Genomic DNA, 17,359 nt, shown 5'->3' with positions numbered 1-17,359 from the left:
TCTCATGTTCTTAGCTTTTGAAAGCACTCATGGATTCGTGGCTTAATGATTGGCCCTGGTGGGCCCAATTTGCGCTCGTTGTTATTCTTTTGGCTGTATCTGCTTTTTTCTCGATTACTGAAACGAGCATGATGGCTGCTAATCGCCACAGAATTCGTCACTTAGCCAATCGAGGTCATCGAGGCGCTAAACATACACAAGAATTACTCGGGAAAACTGAAGCGCTTTTATCAGTCATTCTGATTGGCAATAATTTAGTTAACACCATTGTTCCTGTTTTGTTAACAGGTATTGCTTTACATGCATTTGGCAACAATGGCTCGGTGCTATCCATCAGCACAGGTATTGCTGCAGTTCTGATTATTATTTTTTGCGAAATCACGCCTAAGGTTATTGGCGCAACTTATCCCGAACGAATCTCCATCGTTACAAGTTGGATCATTCGTCCATTAATTGTGATTCTTAAGCCTGTCACTTGGCTCATCAATGTCTTTGTCACATTGTTATTAAAACTATTTAGAGTTAATACGGCTGCCAATAAAAATACACAAATGAGCCCAGAAGAATTGCGTTCGGTTGTTTTGGAATCTACGCACTTCATCCCCAATAAACATAGAAGTATTTTGGTGAACTTATTTAACTTGGAAAATATTCAAGTAGATGATGTGATGACACCACGCTCACGTATGGAAGTGCTAGATTTATCGAGACCCATTGAAGAAGTGATTCACCAACTTGAGACTTGTTATCACAATAAGTTACCTGTTTGCGAAGAAGATAGCGATAAAGTGATTGGCATTCTTGCAGTTCGAAAGGCTCTAAGCTTATTAGGCGATGAAGAATTAACACATGCCAACTTTAAAGATCTATTGAGTGAGCCTTATTTCATTCCAAGCGGTACCCCAGTGCTACAGCAACTCCAATATTTCCAAGAAAATCAGGAACGCGTTGGCTTAGTTGTTGATGAATACGGCATTGTTCAAGGTTTAGTGACCATAGAAGATATTCTGGAAGAGTTGATTGGTGAATTCACCACATCGATACCCGATCTTGCTATCAAAACAAAATGGTCGAACGAGGGTGATTATTTAGCTGATGGTTCTGCCAGCTTACGAGACCTCAATAGAACCTTGGGACTTAACTTATCGCTAGAAGGCCCTAAAACATTAAATGGTTTGCTACTTGAGACTCTAGAAGATATTCCAGATAACGATGTTAGCGTCAAAATTAATGATGTTGTAATGGAAATCATTCAGGTGGATGAACATACCATCAAAACTGTTCGTATATATAAGCCGAATGCGTGAAGATGATGAAATCATTCAATTCTGGCAAAACATTATCGAAACAGCAGTTGCATCCAATGCAAGCGATATTCACATTGAACCAGAAGAAGGCGCTAGCTCCGTTCGCTTGCGGGTGGATGGCCGCCTTAGCCATTTAGCGAGATCCCCTGCTTTATGGCATGACAGAATTGCCACCAGAATAAAGATTCTGTCTCGCTTAGATATTTCCGAGAAACGCCTGCCCCAAGATGGGCAAATGTTGGCTCATGTTTTAAACGTGGCTATTAACTGTCGCGTATCGACATTACCCACATTCAACGGCGAAAAAATTGTGGTGCGCTTATTAAATAAAAATAAGCACGATCTTCTTTTGGATAAATTAGGACTTCAAGATCAACAACTAGATGCTTTGAAAGCATCTCTTGATAAACCACAAGGATTTATTTTGGTAACCGGCCCAACCGGTAGTGGGAAAACACAAACACTCTATAGCTGTTTGCAGCATCTATCTCATGGTGATTGCAATATCACAAGCATTGAAGACCCTGTTGAGATTCAATTAGAGGGTATCAATCAAATCCAAGTGAATGAAAAGTCAGGCCTTAGTTTTCTTTTAGCCTTACGCGCACTGATGAGACAAGATCCTGATGTGATTATGTTAGGTGAAATTCGTGATTCAGTAACAGCCCAAACCGCTTTTCAAGCTGCTGAAACAGGCCATTTGGTTTTAGCCACCTTGCATGCCAATGATGCTCCAAGCGCCCTATGGCGTTTACGCCAATTAGGTATTGGATCAGATACCTTAGCCAACAATCTCGAGTGCATTACTGCTCAACGCTTGTTGAGATTATCTTGTACCTCATGTATGCCTAATATGGGAAACGACATCGCCCATACCTGTCCAAACTGTCATGGATCAGGGTTTAAGCATAGAAGAGCAGTTCATCAAGTGATGCCCATCTCAAATGAAATGAGATTACTCATTGAAAAAGATGCACCACTAAGCATGATTAAAAACCAATGCCAAACAGAAAATATTCAAAGCATGGCTGATAGCGCCGCAAAATTAGTCGCTAGTGGACTCACAACCTCATCAGAAGTTAAACGGCACCTAGGCTAATACAAGGTAGACATGATGAGCATGACAGATCAACAACAACTTGATATCACCAGAAAATTATTGACGCTTACAAAGTCAGGTCTACCTTTGCTAGATGCGGTAAAACTGATTGGCATTAAATCTATTGAGGAAGGGTTAACCACGGGTAGAAGTTTGTCCGTTATCATGGATCAATGCGGGTTTTATCCATTTTGCGTAGGCTTAATTCGATCAGGCGAAGCCACCGGCGACTTATTGGCAAGCCTTGAATCTATTAACCTACATCTTGATAAGAAAATAAAGCTTAAAAAGAAACTAAAAAAATCTCTCACTTACCCGTGCATTGTTGGCATAACAGCATGCCTTGTCTTATTTGTGATTTTCCAATGGGTCGTTCCCACCTTTGAAGTGATGTTTTCTAACTTCAATGCGGCGCTACCCTGGCCCACCCGATTATTGATTCAATACTCGCAATGGTTTCAGGCGTACTTTTTGTATGCCTGCCTAATTATTTTCTGCTTAACTGGCTTGATTGCGCTTTATTGGAAATACTCAGCTAATTTTCAAAAGAAATTTGATCGATTAATGATGTTGTTGCCGTTCTGGGGAAAAATCAGAATTGCAGCTGCTATTAGTCAATGGGGCAAAAGCATTGCGACCTTCCATCAACATGGCATTCCCATACTAGATGCTATTAAAGAAACAGCTTTAAATTCTAATGATTGGGTCATTTATCAATTCTGCATTGAATTAAAAAACTATTTATCCCAAGGTTGGTCGTTATCAGAATCCATTCGCATGACAACCCATGGGACTATGCTGATGAAGCCTGAACATCTACAATTAATTCGCGTCGGAGAAGCTTCTGGTGATTTAAGCTACGTACTAGATGTCATAGCCAACCAAGAAGAGGAAGCATTAGACCAGTTGATTGACCAACTCTCACAATCCATGGAACCAGTTTTAATGATTTTTATGGGCCTTATTGTTGGCACGCTCATTATTGCGCTGTATTTACCTATTTTTGAAATGGGCCAAATTCTTTGATACAAACTTTATCCCTTCTACTTGTTTTGATAACACTCCTAGTTCTATCTTGGATTGATTACAAAACTTTTAGATTACCCGACTCCATCACACTCCCCCTCTTAAGCTATGGGCTTATTGGCAATGGATTTGGATTTCTACACTGGGCCTCATGGGACTCGGCCATCTTAGGTGCAATTTTTGGTTGGAGCTCTTTATACGGCCTAAACGCTCTTTATAAAAAAATTAAAGGTATCAATGGCGTTGGCATGGGAGATGCCAAATTACTTGGAGCACTCGGCGCTCTCTTAGGCTGGCAACTACTCCCCTACATTATTTTGATTGCATCACTATCAGGTTTACTGGGCGGCTACCTTTTGCTAAAAATACAGCATAAAGATTTACATCAGGCGATTCCTTTTGGACCTTTTATCTCACTTGGTGGCATCATCACATTGTTATGGATGATTTAAATACGGCTCCCCACCAATCTATGGCCCAACTCATCAAAGTTGGCTTAACTGGTGGCATTGGTAGCGGGAAAAGCGCAGTCGCACAGATCCTAGAAAAACAAGGCGCTATTGTTATTGATACCGATGCGATTGCTCATGACATTACAGCACCAGGCGGAGCTGCTATGCCAGCTATTGAATCTTATTTTGGTCAGGATTTCTTAAATCCTGACAAATCCTTAAACAGAGCCAAGATGAGAGCCTTAGTTTTTAATGATGAAAAAGCCAAATTAGCTCTAGAGCACATTACTCACCCCCTAATTAGTCAGATAACCACTGAACGAGCTTATCAGGCTGCCGAGAAGCATCCGCCCTACCTTGTCCTAATGGTGCCTCTGCTTATCGAATCTGGCAAATGGCTAGATCAAACCCCATCAAAGATTGATTATTTGGTAGTGGTTGATTGCCCTGAAGCCGAACAAATCAGGCGAGTCCAGAAAAGAAATAGCTTGGATGCAGAAATCATCCAGAAAATTATGGCCAAACAAGCTACTCGTGAACAGCGACTTAGCAAGGCTGATTTTGTCATCAATAACGATGGGGATTTAGCCCATCTTGAAGACCAAGCGATAACGCTACATCAGCAAATTTTGGCTGATTTATCAAGAAAATAGTCACATTTCTCGTGTTTCAGTCTAGAATCACAAGATATGGTTATCTACGAATATCCCTTTAACGAACTCGTTCGAAGCTTGCTTCGACTAGAGTATTTGTTCGAGAGATTTCACTATTACGTAGAAAAAGATGATGCTAAAGATATGCATCCCGCCATTCCTCTTATTTTTGACTTAGGCGAGATTACTGCTCGCGCAGATTTGAAATCCAGTTTAATGAAAGAACTAGATCGTCAAAAACTAAGTCTTGAAGCATTAAGAAATCAAACTAGCATCAACCAAAATTTATTAGATTCAACTCTTAGTGAGATGAATGCTATTTGGCAAAAAATTAATCAAACAATGGGCAAACCTAATGCGTTAATTACAGATAGCGAATGGCTTAATACAATTCGTACGCGTTTAAATGTTCCTGGTGGAACAAGTCCTGTTGATTTGCCATCGTATTACTCTTGGCAATTTATTCCAGCCGAACAACGCCGCGCTATTCTAAAAAGTTACATTGCTCCACTAGAACCTTGGAATGATGCTTGCAGAATGTTCTTAAGACTTTTGCGCGAATCAGGCCAAGCAGTAAAAACCATGGCGCCTCAAGGTACTTTCCAACAAACCATGTCTGGAAAAACTTACCAACTTATGCGCGTGTACATTGAAGATCCAACAATCGTTCCAGAGATTAGCGCCAATAAATACATGTTGTGGGCACGCTTTATGGAATGCGATGGCTTAAGCAAGCCACGCCCGATTACTAAGGATTTTGAATTCCACATGTTCTTGTGTAATTTCTAAAATCAACTTGAGCTTTAGCTTAGTTACTAGTTTTCTAGACTTTATTCTTTAGTTTTTAATTCAAATAATTTCTTGTAGCTTTTTTAGAATCGGCAGCGTTGCAGGCAAAATAGGTTGCAACGAAAAACTATCTGCATCTGATAATTGCACAGACTCAAGCCAAGCCAACGATTGATTCTCGAGCCCCTTCGGCAAACCATCCCACTGTTTTACCAAGCAAACGTGCAATCTGACATATGCATGAGGGTAATCATGCTCGAGCGTCATAAATTCCTCAGCATCATGAATCTCTACGCCAATTTCCTCAATGAGCTCTCGACGTAAGGCTTCAAATAATGTCTCACCTGACTCGATTTTGCCACCAGGAAACTCCCAATAGCCCTCATAAGGTTTACCTTGGGGACGCTGACCTAACAACACAGAACCATCAGGCCTTACCAATACACCAACGGCTACTTCAACAATAGGACGTGATGTTGAGGATGTTGGCGATGCTGTTGATGGTCTGGACATCAGATATGTTGGCCGGCCCAATGACGCGCAAACTGCCAAGCCACACGACCAGAACGAGAACCTCTCTCCAAAGCCCAAATGAGTGCTTCGCCACGAGCACCTTCGATTTGCTTGGCGCTTAAACCCAAATGACTTAACCAGTGATTAACTATATCAAGATATTCATCTTGTTTAGGCGGATAAAAAGAAATCCACAAACCAAAACGCTCAGATAAAGAAATCTTCTCTTCTACAACCTCACCAGGATGTAACTCACCATCAGAGGTATGTTGATAAGACTCATTGTCTTTCATGTACTCAGGTAATAGATGGCGACGATTAGACGTAGCGTAAATCAAAATATTCTCAACCTGCGCTGCTACTGAACCATCCAACGCTGACTTTAAAGATTTATAACCAGATTCACCATCTTCAAACGATAAGTCATCACAGAAAATAATGAACTTCTCAGAGCGATTAGCTAATAGATCTGTCAAATCACCCAAATCAGTTAAATGCTCTTTATCTACCTCGATCAGCCTTAGACCCTTTGAGGAGAATTCATTTAAAGCCGCTTTAATCAGTGATGATTTACCAGTCCCTCTAGCACCCGTTAATAAAACATTATTAGCCGGCTTACCTTCTACGAAGTGCTGAGTATTAGAAAGAATTAGATCCTTCTGACGATCAATATGTTGCAAATCAGAAAATTGGATCTGAGATGTATGTTTTACTGCCTGTAAGTAACCTAACTTACCAAACAGCGTATCTTTGCGACGCCAACGAAAGGCTACTGCAGTTTTCCAGTCATCCTCAGTCAAAGGCTTGGGTACCCACTCATCTAACCTTGCCAATAATCGATCGAGGCGATCTAATTTATCTGACATCAGAATTCCTTAGTTAGAAATACTTCAATTAAGAACGGTAATCTGCGTTAATAGAAACATATTCGTGAGATAAATCACAAGTCCAAATAGTTTGACTTGCAGATCCACGACCCAAATGCGCACGCACCACAATCTCTGATTTTTTCATGACTGCTTGGCCATCTTCTTCTTTGTAATCAGGATTACGGCCACCATTTTTGGCAACCCAAACATCATCTAACCACAATTGAACCTGACTCACATCTAAATCAGTAATACCAGCATAACCAATCGCTGCCAAGATACGGCCTAAATTAGGGTCGCTTGCGAAAAATGCTGTCTTTACCAATGGTGAGTGCGCAATAGCTTCTGCAACCTGTTTGCACTCTTCATTTGTTTTGCCACCTTCAATTTGAATGGTGATAAATTTTGTAGCACCTTCACCATCGCGCACAATCATTTGAGCCAATGTTTGGCTAAGTTTGATAAGCGCTTGACGGAAAGTTTCATATTGTTCGCCAGAAGCAGGTATTTGAACACCGCTAACACCCGTTGCCATCACAATAAACGAATCATTGGTCGACGTATCACCATCAATCGTGATGGCATTAAATGAAACGTCCGCAGCTTCGGTTGTTAATGCCTGCAATAGATCTTGAGAAACCTGAGCATCCGTTGCAACGTAACCCAACATGGTGGCCATATTAGGATGAATCATCCCTGCACCTTTACTAATACCCGTTAAGGTAATGGCTTTGCCATCGATCATGACTTCTATAGAGGCAGCCTTCGGCTGTGTATCCGTGGTCATAATGGATTCAGCGGCATTAAACCAGTTATCAGCCTGCAAATTACCAATTGCGGCCGGTAAAGCAGCAACCAATTTATCAACTGGCAAAGGCTCAAGAATAACGCCAGTAGAAAACGGTAACACTTGTTCACGCTTTAATCCCATGAGTTGCGCTAACTCATCGCAAGTTTTAATTGCGTTCTGATAACCAGGCTCACCCGTGCCAGCATTAGCGTTACCTGTGTTCACGACAAGAGCACGAATCGGTAAACCAGACTTTAAATGCTCTCTACAAATAGAAACAGGCGCTGCACAAAAGCGATTTTTGGTAAATACGCCAGCAACACTAGAACCTTCAGCCAATTCCAGGACCAATACATCTTTACGATTCGCCTTACGAATACCAGCATGGGCATGCCCTAAACGAAGACCTGTAACAGGCTTTAGTTCACTAGCAATTGGTAGGGGCAAATTAACTGGCATATCGAGAATTATTTTTTAAGATTAATAAATGTGTATTAGCTTAGTTGACCATGACACTGCTTGTATTTTTTACCACTACCGCAAGGGCAAGGATCATTACGGCCAACTTTGACGCCCGCTTGCATTGGCTGCGATTTTGGCTGATCTTCCGCTGACTCTTCACCACCTGCGTGCTGATATTGAACATCTTTCAAATCTGCCAAATCACCCTGCATAGATTCAGAAGCTTCTTCTAATTCTTCCGCACTCTGAATCTTTACTGTTGTAATGGTGCGAGTGACATCCAACTTAACCGCATCCAATAAGCGAGCAAATAATTCAAAAGCTTCGCGACGATATTCTTGCTTAGGGTCTTTCTGAGCGTAACCACGCAAATGGATACCTTGGCGCAAATGATCAAGGGCTGCCAAATGCTCACGCCAATGTGTATCTAAACTGTACAAAGTGACAGAACGCTCAAAATTAGCGAATGAGTCACGACCCACTTGCTCTACTTTTGATTGATATGTTGCATGAGCAACTTCTAATACCTTGGCTAACAAATCATCAGGCTCAATTGAGTCAACCGCATCAATGATTGCTTGTACATTGATTTCTAGAGCCCATTCACCACTTAACGCTTGCTGTAAACCGGGCACATCCCACTGTTCCACAACGGACTCAGCAGGAACATAGTTGTAAAACAAATCTGTAAATAAAGATTCACGCAAATTAGCTATCAAATCACCAACATCTTTGCTTTCTAAAACTTCATTACGTAAACGGTAGACCTCTTTACGTTGATCATTAGCCACATCATCGTATTGCAAGAGTTGCTTACGAATATCAAAGTTACGGGCTTCTACTTTACGTTGCGCTGACTCAATCGAACGGGTCACCATACCTGCTTCAATAGGTTCACCTTCAGGCATACGTAGGCGGTCCATGATGGCCTTCAAACGTTCACCAGCGAAAATACGCAATAACGCATCATCTAAAGATAAATAGAAACGTGATGACCCTGGGTCACCCTGGCGCCCTGCGCGACCACGCAATTGATTGTCGACGCGACGGCTTTCATGACGCTCAGTACCAATAATATGCAAACCACCCACAGAAACAACGTGGTCATGCAAGCTTTGCCATTCATCATGCAATTTTTGAATGCGCGATTTTTTATCCGCATCAGCAATCGTTGCATCGGCTTCAATAATGGCAGCTTGTTTTTCAACATTACCACCCAAAACAATGTCGGTACCACGGCCTGCCATGTTAGTGGCAATCGTGATCATTTTTGGACGACCAGCCTGCGCAACAATCTCAGCTTCTCTAGCATGCTGCTTCGCATTCAAAACTTGATGAGGCAATGATGCTTTATCCAATAACGCAGAAATTAACTCTGAGTTCTCAATGGATGTCGTACCAACCAATACCGGTTGACCACGCTCATAACAACCCTGGATATCTTTGACAACAGCGTTGTAACGCTCCATGGATGTTTTATAGATTTGGTCTTGCTTATCAACACGTGCATTGATTCTGTTTGGAGGGATGATGACTGTTTCCAAACCGTAAATCTCTTGGAACTCATACGCCTCTGTATCAGCCGTACCAGTCATACCACCCAACTTACCGTACATACGGAAATAGTTTTGGAAAGTAATCGTAGCTAATGTTTGGTTCTCGTGCTGAATCGCCACACCCTCTTTAGCTTCAACCGCTTGGTGCAAGCCATCTGACCAACGACGCCCTTGCATTAAGCGTCCAGTAAATTCATCAACAATGATGACTTCACCATTTTGCACAACATAGTGTTGGTCTTTATTAAATAAAGTATGCGCTCTCAATGCAGCATAAACATGGTGCATCAAAGTGATGTTTTGCGGAGCATATAAAGAGTCGCCTTCTTTAATTAAACCTAATTTAATTAAAGCTGCTTCTGCTTTCTCATGACCACTTTCAGTCAAGAATACTTGATGAGATTTTTCATCAACTAAATAATCACCCGGCGTAATGACGCCAGTGCCATCGGCTTTCTCTTCACCAATTTGACGAGTCAAATACTCTGGCAAAGCATTCATCTTTAGATACACCTCGGTGTGATCTTCCGCTTGGCCAGAAATAATTAATGGGGTGCGCGCCTCGTCAATCAAAATGGAATCGACTTCGTCAACAATTGCATAAGCTAGGCTACGTTGAACACGTTGACCCAAGTCTTGAACCATGTTGTCACGAAGATAATCAAAACCAAATTCATTGTTCGTGCCGTAGGTAATATCTGATGCATAAGCGGCTTGTTTCGCTTCATGATCCATCTGAGATAAGTTAATACCTACTGTTAGACCCAAGAAGTTATATAACTTAGCCATCCATTCAGCGTCACGTTTAGCCAAATAATCATTCACCGTCACCACGTGAACGCCTTGACCTGTTAATGCATTCAAATAAACAGGTAAGGTTGCAGTGAGTGTCTTACCCTCACCTGTGCGCATTTCAGCAATCTTGCCTTCATGAAGGGCGATACCACCAATCATTTGAACGTCGAAGTGACGCATCTGCATGACGCGCTTACTCGCCTCGCGTACGACCGCGAAGGCCTCAGGCAAGATATCGCTCAAACTCTGGCCAGAAGCCAGTTTTGACTTGAATTCAGCGGTTTTTGCTTGTAGAGCAGCATCGTCTAAAGCAGCGACGCTATGCTCTAAGGCATTAATCTGAGCGACAATGCGCTTATATTGTTTTAAGAGCCGATCATTACGGCTACCAAATATTTTCTTAAGAAGACCAGTTACCATGACTTTTGCAGGGAAATTTAAGCCTCAAAGTTTAGCACCCAGACGTGTATCTGCGAACGCTCGCCCTGCTTTAGAGTGCATTGAAGAAAATACCCCTCTTAAGAGCCTTTTACAAAAAGCCGAAAATAGCCTTCAGCTACAAAAAGCTATTACCCTAAGCCTCAATAAAAATGGGCTTGAAAAGGCAGTTGACCTAGTTCAGGTAGGCGGTTTTTCAGAGTCAGATGGGCAATTAAAATTATTTGCGACTAATTCAGCGGTAGCCACCCGTTTGCAGCAAAAATTACCATCCATCCTATTTGGCATCCAAGAACAGGGTTGGCCAGTCCAAACTTTGCTCATTAAACAGGCACCAGGGGGCCTTAAAATTGATGCCCCACCCCCTCCAGAAAGACCCACTACGCCAGTGGTTTTTACCTCAAAAGCCAAAGAATCCTGGTCCAAGCTCTTAAAAACGCTCGAAGCAGACTCCCCACTTCGCAAAGCGGTAGAAAAACTCTTAAAAAATAAGTAATTTTGCCTATTTTTTAGGCAAATAAAGGACGGTCGCTCTGTAAATAGGCTTTTGGCGCATTTTGTTCTGTAAAAGTGCGCACTTCGTAACTACTTGGGTCTGCAAACATCGCTCTCAATAAAGCGTTATTCATCGCGTGACCTGATTTTTCAGCAACATAAGCACCTACTAAAGGATGCCCTGCTAAATAGAGATCACCAATCGCATCCAAAATCTTATGGCGTACAAATTCATCGTCATAACGAAGTTCTTCGTTATTCAAAATACGGTGTTCATCTAATACGATTGCGTTATCTAAACTACCACCACGAGCCAAGCCCATTTCTCTTAAGGCTTCCACTTCGTGAGCAAAACCAAATGTGCGAGCACGGCCAATTTCTTTTGCATAAATACTATCGGCAAAATCAATCACATACCGTTGACCTGTTTTATCAACAGCAGGATGTTTGAAGTCAATCGTGAAATCTAATTTGTAACCATCGAATGGTTCTAATCTCGCCAACTTTCCTGTTTCTTTAACTTCAATCGGTTTTTTAATTACGATGAATTTTCTTGGGGCGCTTTGCTCTTCCAAGCCTGCTGACTCGATTAAAAATAAAAACGAGGCAGCACTTCCATCCATGATGGGAATTTCTTCACAATCTAATTCAATAATTAAATTATCAATACCTAAACCAGCGCAAGCTGATAACAAATGCTCAACCGTTGAGACACGTGTATCACCATTTTGTAAAACAGTGGCAAGCCTTGTATCCGTTACGCCATGGGCATGTGCAGGTATACCAACGGAATCTTTTAAATCCACTCGGCGAAAAATAATGCCGGTATCTACAGGGGCTGGCAATAGTTGAAGCGTCACCTTACGGCCTGTGTGCAAGCCGATGCCAACAGTTTTAACTGGCGCTGCAATGGTGCGTTGCTTCAACATATTGCTCTTATTTATCCCTATTTTTCTTGTTTCTAGTTTTATTTCTAATCTTATTTAATTAGTATCTATAGCGTGTAATTAAAGTGCTGCAAGAGCAGATTCAGCATTGCTCACTTCAAATTTGCCTGGGCCTTCCACTGCCAAATGTTTCACTACGCCGTTATCAACAATCATCACATAGCGATCAGAACGAATACCCAAACCACGAGCAACTAGATCAAGCTCTAAACCAAGTTTTTTAGTAAATTCACCAGAGCCATCAGCCATCATGCGAACTTTTCCATTCACTTGCTGATCTTTGCCCCAAGCACCCATCACAAATGCATCATTAACTGATACACACCAAATCTCATCGACACCCTTAGCTTTAAGCGCATCATAATTAGCTACATAACCTGGCACATGCTTTGCTGAACATGTCGGTGTAAACGCTCCAGGTAAACCAAAAATAACAATTTTCTTACCAGCTGTTTCTTTGCTTACTTCAAATGCATTCGGTCCAATGGAGCAACCCTCTGTCGCCACATCTAAAAACTCATAAAGCGTTGCATTTGGTAACTGTTGTCCTTGCGCAATCATATTCATCTCCGTTTAAGTAAAGTCATTTATAAACAATAACTATTAGCATTTATATACTGAAGTACCGATGGTATCGCATGCGTCGTCATTTCGCAGGAGGCGCGTCACCATCGGCACCCATATGCCGTTGTTTCTAAAGACTTTTACTCAAATACTACGTATTTCAGTCAGCTTGCTTGCGCAAAAATGCTGGAATATCGTAGTAATCCGCGCCTTTATCCATCATGGCTTGCGCCTCTGGTGAACTATTGGCACCCAAACGTGGCTCAACTGATGAATCACGGTTGCTGCGGAAAACCTTAGGCACATCGTACTGAGCATAATCAACTGCGCCCATTGTTGGCATCGCTGTTGCCGCAACTGCTACTGGAGCTGCTGCACTAGCCATCGCCATGCTAGCAGTTGCGCTTTGCGGAGCAAATGTACTCAAATCAGCCATTGTTGGAACAGCATCATAAGTACCAGTTGCTTGCGTATTACGCCAGATCACTTCAGGTTGTTTTTCTTTACGCTTGCCACCATTCAAACCAGTTGCAACAACTGTTACACGTAAAGCATCACCTAATGAATCATCGTAAACAGTACCAAAAATAACTGTTGCATCTTCAGCAGCATAACCACGAATAGCAGCCATTACTTCACGTGTTTCAGCTAATTTGAGTGAGCGGCTTGCTGTAATGTTCACCAACACACCACGCGCACCAGACAAATCAACACCTTCTAATAATGGTGAAGCAACCGCAGCTTCAGCAGCTAAACGAGCGCGATCCATACCAGATACAGTTGCTGTACCCATCATGGCTTTACCCTGCTCACTCATCACAGTTTTCACGTCTTCAAAGTCAACGTTAATCAAACCTTGTTCATTGATGATTTCCGCAATACCCGCTACCGCGTTATGCAACACATCGTCAGCGCAAGCAAAGGCTTTATCCATCTCAGCATCTTCACCCATCACTTCGAATAGCTTCTCATTCAATACAACAATTAATGAGTCAACAAAGTTCTCAAGTTCATGTGCACCTGCTTCAGCAACTCTGCCGCGCTTAGCACCTTCAAAATCGAAAGGTTTGCTAATAACGCCAACAGTTAGGATGCCCATTTCTTTTGCCACTTGAGCAACGATTGGACCAGCGCCTGTACCTGTACCACCACCCATACCTGCAGTGATAAATACCATATGAGCACCTTGCAAAGCATCTGCAATACGCGCTCTAGCTTCTTCAGCAGAAGCAGCGCCTACTTCAGGCTTAGCACCAGCACCCAAACCTGTCGCACCTAACTGGATATTTAAACCAGCTTTAGAACGTTGTAATGCACCTGCATCTGTGTTCATGCAAATGAATTCAACACCTTGAACGCCACGACGGATCATGTGTTGTACTGCGTTACCACCCGCACCACCAACACCCACCACTTTAATGATAGTTTTACCCGCTGGTTCAGCATCTAACATTTCAAATTCCATATAACTACCTCCTATTTACTACGGTTGACGACGACAAAAATAAAACTAAAAAATCAATAAAAATTCTTAACTTAAATGTTCTTAACTTAAAAATTTCCAGTAAACCATTCGCGCATTCTCGCCAGCACGTTTTGCCAAGTGCTAGATTGCGCAACACGACGGCCACGCACCAACTGCGCACGACCTTCCATTAACAAACCTAATCCTGTTGAATATCTTGGGCTCTTTAAGATTTCACTTAAATGACCTTTGTACTCAGGCACACCCATACGCGCAGGCTTGGCAAATACTTGCTCAGCTAACTCCACCACACCAGGCATCAAAGCTGTACCACCAGTTAACACCACGCCAGATGCGGCCAAATCTTCCATACCTGACTCACGCACCACTTGGCGAACCAAGCTTAATAATTCTTCAACACGCGGCTCAATCACAGCAGCCAAAGATTGACGTGAAATCGAACGCGCCTCACGATCACCAACACCTGGCACCTCAATCATTTCATCTGGATTAGCCATGCTCTGAAGGGCGATACCAAAATGTACTTTTAAGTCTTCCGCTTCAATAGTTGGTGTACGCAATGCCATGGCAATGTCATTGGTAATTTGGTCACCGGCGATAGGAATCACTGCCGTATGGCGGATTGCGCCTTGACTGAAAATAGCGATGTCAGTTGTGCCACCACCGATGTCTACCAAAACAACACCTAATTCTTTTTCATCTTCAGTGAGCACGGCATAGCTAGAAGCGATTGGCTGAAGAATTAAATCATTCACTTCCAAACCGCAGCGGCGTACGCATTTCACAATATTTTGCGCAGCGCTAACCGCGCCTGTCACAATGTGTACCTTCACCTCTAAACGAATACCGCTCATACCAATTGGTTCACGCACATCTTCTTGGCCATCAATGATGAATTCTTGGGTCAAGATATGAATAATCTGTTGGTCTGTCGGGATATTGATCGCTTTTGCTGTTTCAATTACACGCTCAACATCGGAAGGCGATACTTCTTTATCCCGAATCGCCACCATGCCACTGGAATTAAAGCTATGAATATGGTTACCTGCGATTCCAGTAAATACTTGAGCAATGCGACGATCCGCCATCACTTCAGCTTCTTCTAAAGCTTTCTGAATGGATTGCACAGTCGACTCAATATTAACGACCACACCCTTTTTAAGCCCCTTAGAAGCAACCTGACCTAGACCTACTACATTGAATTGACCATCTGGCATTAACTCAGCAACCAAGGCTACAACCTTGGAGGTACCAATATCCAATCCAACAATTAAGTCTTTAGTATCTTTACTGATTACGCTCACAATTTTTTCCCTATATGTATTGCATAGCCGTTGGCATATCTAAGATCAATTGAATCAACTCGCTGACCCCATTTTTCTTGAACTTGAGGCCAAGTTTTCATCAAACGCTCAACACTTAATTCAATCTGCTTGCTATCTCTTTCATCAAGATCACGACCTAAATCAATCGTCATACCGTTATCTAACTTCGCTTTCCATGCATAGCGAGAGGAAAGTTCTAAACCAGTCACTTTCGTATTCCAAACGCCAAACCAGTCGTTAATTGTTTTTAGTTTTTTAAATACTTCTCTATTACTACCTTCTGGACCTGAAAACTTAAGTAAGGCCGCGCCATCTTCTGCTTCAGCCATATTGGCCACAAACAATTCGCCATAGGTATTCATTAACTTAGGGGTACTAGACCCTGTCCACACACCCATCGCTTGATGCTCTTCAATGGCAACCACAATACCGTTCGGCCAATCACGTCTTACGCTCGCTTTTCTAACCCAAGGCATCGTTTCAAAAACTTGACGAGCTTGATCCAAGCTCACCGTAAAGAAATTACCGCCAATTTGTTCACCTACTCGAGAACGAATCGCAGGTAAATGAATATGCTTTAACTCACGACCATCTAATGATTCAACGTTGATGTGATTCAAGGAGAAAATCGGCCTTTGCCCAATCCATCCAAAAACCAAAGCGGTAATAGATAAGAACGCAATAACAAACAATACGTTTGACAACATACGCAAAATCTTCGCGTGATTCCAAACTGGAGAAAGCGCGCCTCCAAGCACAGACATCACGATAGAGAAAAATTGGCGTATGAATTTCATCAGTTAACGCTCGCTTTGCTTAATAACCACAAAACTAATTCTGGGTAGGCTACGCCAGCAGCCTTAGCAGCCATTGGCACTAATGAATGACTCGTCATACCTGGCGCCGTATTCATTTCCAATAAATAAGGTTGGCCTGTTTTGTTATCAATCATCACATCCGCACGCCCCCATCCACGGCAACCCAATGCCTGATATGCAGCCAATGCCAATTCTTGAACTTTTTTCTCAACAGAAATATCTAAACCCGTTGGGCATAGGTACTTCGTATCATCTGAAAAATATTTATTGTGGTAATCGTAATTAGAATCAGGAGCCACGATTCGGATAACTGGTAAAGCTTGAGCAGTCAAACCTTCACCAACAATTGGGCAGGTCAATTCTTCACCCACGATGCATTGCTCAGCCATGACATCACGATCCAACTTTGCGGCTAACTCAAAAGCTTTAGGTAAATCACTAGCAACCGTCACTTTGCTAAGCCCCAAGGATGAGCCTTCTCTTGCAGGTTTCACAATAATCGGCAAGCCTAAATCTTGAACCACTGCATTCCAATCACTTTTAGCATGTAGCATTTGGAATTTAGGTGTTGCTAATTCAAAACTAGACCACAAGCGTTTAGTAGCTTGCTTATCAATTGCTAAGGCGGATGCTAAAACCCCGCTACCCGTATACGGAATAGCTAATTGTTCCAATACACCCTGCATCGTGCCATCTTCACCAAAACGACCATGCAAAGCGATGAAAACACGATCAAATTTTTGCGCGGCCAAATCAGCAATCGACTGTTCACCTGTATCGAATGCATGTGCATTAACACCCTTAGATAAAAGAGCTTCCAATACACCTTTACCAGACATGAGTGAGATTTCTCGCTCACCAGACTTACCACCTAGCAAAACACCGACTTTGCCTAGCTTAGATACATCAACTTGCGCCAAATCCGACTGAACGCGCTCACCCCAGTTACTCATTATTTGATTCTTGTTTGTATGA

17 protein-coding genes are annotated in these 17,359 nt (G+C 42.3%); 7 read left to right on the top strand and 10 right to left on the bottom strand.

Annotated elements, in window-relative coordinates; translation table 11 throughout:
• Positions 1 to 29 precede the first annotated feature (29 nt).
• The 6 genes from ICV01_RS01260 to zapD are packed head-to-tail and all read left to right on the top strand — an operon-like array spanning position 30 to position 5,326.
• Positions 30 to 1,307 (top strand): HlyC/CorC family transporter, encoded by a 1,278-nt coding sequence (locus ICV01_RS01260; protein WP_215287869.1) that lies wholly within the window; start codon positions 30 to 32, stop codon positions 1,305 to 1,307.
• A complete protein-coding gene (locus ICV01_RS01255) occupies positions 1,300 to 2,406 on the top strand; it encodes a GspE/PulE family protein (protein WP_215287868.1) in 1,107 nt (368 codons plus the stop codon). The genes ICV01_RS01260 and ICV01_RS01255 overlap by 8 nt, the downstream gene beginning before the upstream one ends.
• Positions 2,407 to 2,421: 15 nt before the next feature.
• Positions 2,422 to 3,432, top strand: a complete 1,011-nt coding sequence (locus ICV01_RS01250) for a type II secretion system F family protein (RefSeq protein ID WP_215287867.1) — start codon at positions 2,422 to 2,424, stop codon at positions 3,430 to 3,432.
• Between the two features lie 26 nt (positions 3,433 to 3,458).
• The gene (locus ICV01_RS01245) at positions 3,459 to 3,884 is read left to right on the top strand and encodes an A24 family peptidase (RefSeq protein ID WP_215287866.1); all 426 of its coding nucleotides are present in this window, start codon (positions 3,459 to 3,461) and stop codon (positions 3,882 to 3,884) included.
• On the top strand, positions 3,872 to 4,537 hold the full coding sequence (coaE, locus tag ICV01_RS01240) for a dephospho-CoA kinase (protein ID WP_251369362.1): 666 nt from the start codon (positions 3,872 to 3,874) through the stop codon (positions 4,535 to 4,537). Before ICV01_RS01245 ends, coaE begins: the two co-directional genes overlap by 13 nt.
• A gap of 36 nt (positions 4,538 to 4,573) precedes the next feature.
• Positions 4,574 to 5,326, top strand: coding sequence for a cell division protein ZapD (zapD, locus tag ICV01_RS01235; RefSeq protein WP_215287865.1), 753 nt, complete (start codon positions 4,574 to 4,576; stop codon positions 5,324 to 5,326).
• A 60-nt stretch (positions 5,327 to 5,386) separates the two neighbouring features.
• Here the strand turns inward: zapD and ICV01_RS01230 are convergent, their stop codons facing one another.
• Genes ICV01_RS01230 through secA form a run of 4 tightly spaced genes read right to left on the bottom strand, consistent with a single transcriptional unit; the run spans position 5,387 to position 10,731 of the window.
• Positions 5,387 to 5,839, bottom strand: coding sequence for an NUDIX domain-containing protein (locus tag ICV01_RS01230; RefSeq protein WP_215287864.1), 453 nt, complete (start codon positions 5,837 to 5,839; stop codon positions 5,387 to 5,389).
• A complete protein-coding gene (locus tag ICV01_RS01225) occupies positions 5,839 to 6,705 on the bottom strand; it encodes an ATP-binding protein (RefSeq protein ID WP_215287863.1) in 867 nt (288 codons plus the stop codon). Before ICV01_RS01225 ends, ICV01_RS01230 begins: the two co-directional genes overlap by 1 nt.
• Positions 6,706 to 6,733: 28 nt before the next feature.
• Positions 6,734 to 7,957: a bifunctional glutamate N-acetyltransferase/amino-acid acetyltransferase ArgJ gene (gene argJ / locus ICV01_RS01220; RefSeq protein WP_215287862.1), complete on the bottom strand. Its 1,224-nt coding sequence runs from the start codon at positions 7,955 to 7,957 to the stop codon at positions 6,734 to 6,736.
• Between the two features lie 35 nt (positions 7,958 to 7,992).
• Entirely contained in the window at positions 7,993 to 10,731 is a 2,739-nt protein-coding gene (gene secA / locus ICV01_RS01215) for a preprotein translocase subunit SecA (protein ID WP_215287861.1), read from the bottom strand.
• Between secA and ICV01_RS01210 the strand changes: the two genes are divergently transcribed.
• Positions 10,730 to 11,245 carry a hypothetical protein gene (locus ICV01_RS01210; RefSeq protein WP_215287860.1) on the top strand — a complete coding sequence of 172 codons (516 nt, stop codon included), beginning with the start codon at positions 10,730 to 10,732 and terminating at the stop codon, positions 11,243 to 11,245. The two genes, secA and ICV01_RS01210, sit on opposite strands and share 2 nt — an antisense overlap.
• A 13-nt stretch (positions 11,246 to 11,258) precedes the next feature.
• Here the strand turns inward: ICV01_RS01210 and lpxC are convergent, their stop codons facing one another.
• The 6 genes from lpxC to ICV01_RS01180 form a co-directional block, all read right to left on the bottom strand.
• Positions 11,259 to 12,173, bottom strand: coding sequence for a UDP-3-O-acyl-N-acetylglucosamine deacetylase (gene lpxC, locus ICV01_RS01205; RefSeq protein ID WP_215287859.1), 915 nt, complete (start codon positions 12,171 to 12,173; stop codon positions 11,259 to 11,261).
• Between the two features lie 78 nt (positions 12,174 to 12,251).
• The gene (locus ICV01_RS01200) at positions 12,252 to 12,752 is read right to left on the bottom strand and encodes a peroxiredoxin (RefSeq protein WP_215287858.1); all 501 of its coding nucleotides are present in this window, start codon (positions 12,750 to 12,752) and stop codon (positions 12,252 to 12,254) included.
• A gap of 163 nt (positions 12,753 to 12,915) precedes the next feature.
• A complete protein-coding gene (gene ftsZ / locus ICV01_RS01195; protein WP_215287857.1) occupies positions 12,916 to 14,220 on the bottom strand; it encodes a cell division protein FtsZ in 1,305 nt (434 codons plus the stop codon).
• Positions 14,221 to 14,306: 86 nt separating this feature from the next.
• Positions 14,307 to 15,536: a cell division protein FtsA gene (gene ftsA, locus ICV01_RS01190; RefSeq protein WP_215289066.1), complete on the bottom strand. Its 1,230-nt coding sequence runs from the start codon at positions 15,534 to 15,536 to the stop codon at positions 14,307 to 14,309.
• 5 nt (positions 15,537 to 15,541) lie between these two features.
• A complete protein-coding gene (locus tag ICV01_RS01185) occupies positions 15,542 to 16,363 on the bottom strand; it encodes a cell division protein FtsQ/DivIB (RefSeq protein ID WP_215287856.1) in 822 nt (273 codons plus the stop codon).
• On the bottom strand, positions 16,363 to 17,337 hold the full coding sequence (locus ICV01_RS01180; RefSeq protein WP_215289065.1) for a D-alanine--D-alanine ligase: 975 nt from the start codon (positions 17,335 to 17,337) through the stop codon (positions 16,363 to 16,365). The genes ICV01_RS01185 and ICV01_RS01180 overlap by 1 nt, the downstream gene beginning before the upstream one ends.
• Positions 17,338 to 17,359 lie beyond the last annotated feature (22 nt).

Origin of the sequence: Polynucleobacter sp. MWH-Spelu-300-X4, assembly GCF_018687515.1 — a bacterium.
Taxonomy (GTDB): Bacteria; Pseudomonadota; Gammaproteobacteria; order Burkholderiales; family Burkholderiaceae; genus Polynucleobacter.
Note: the sequence above shows the minus strand (reverse complement) of the source record. Positions and strands in the feature narration are given on the sequence as shown.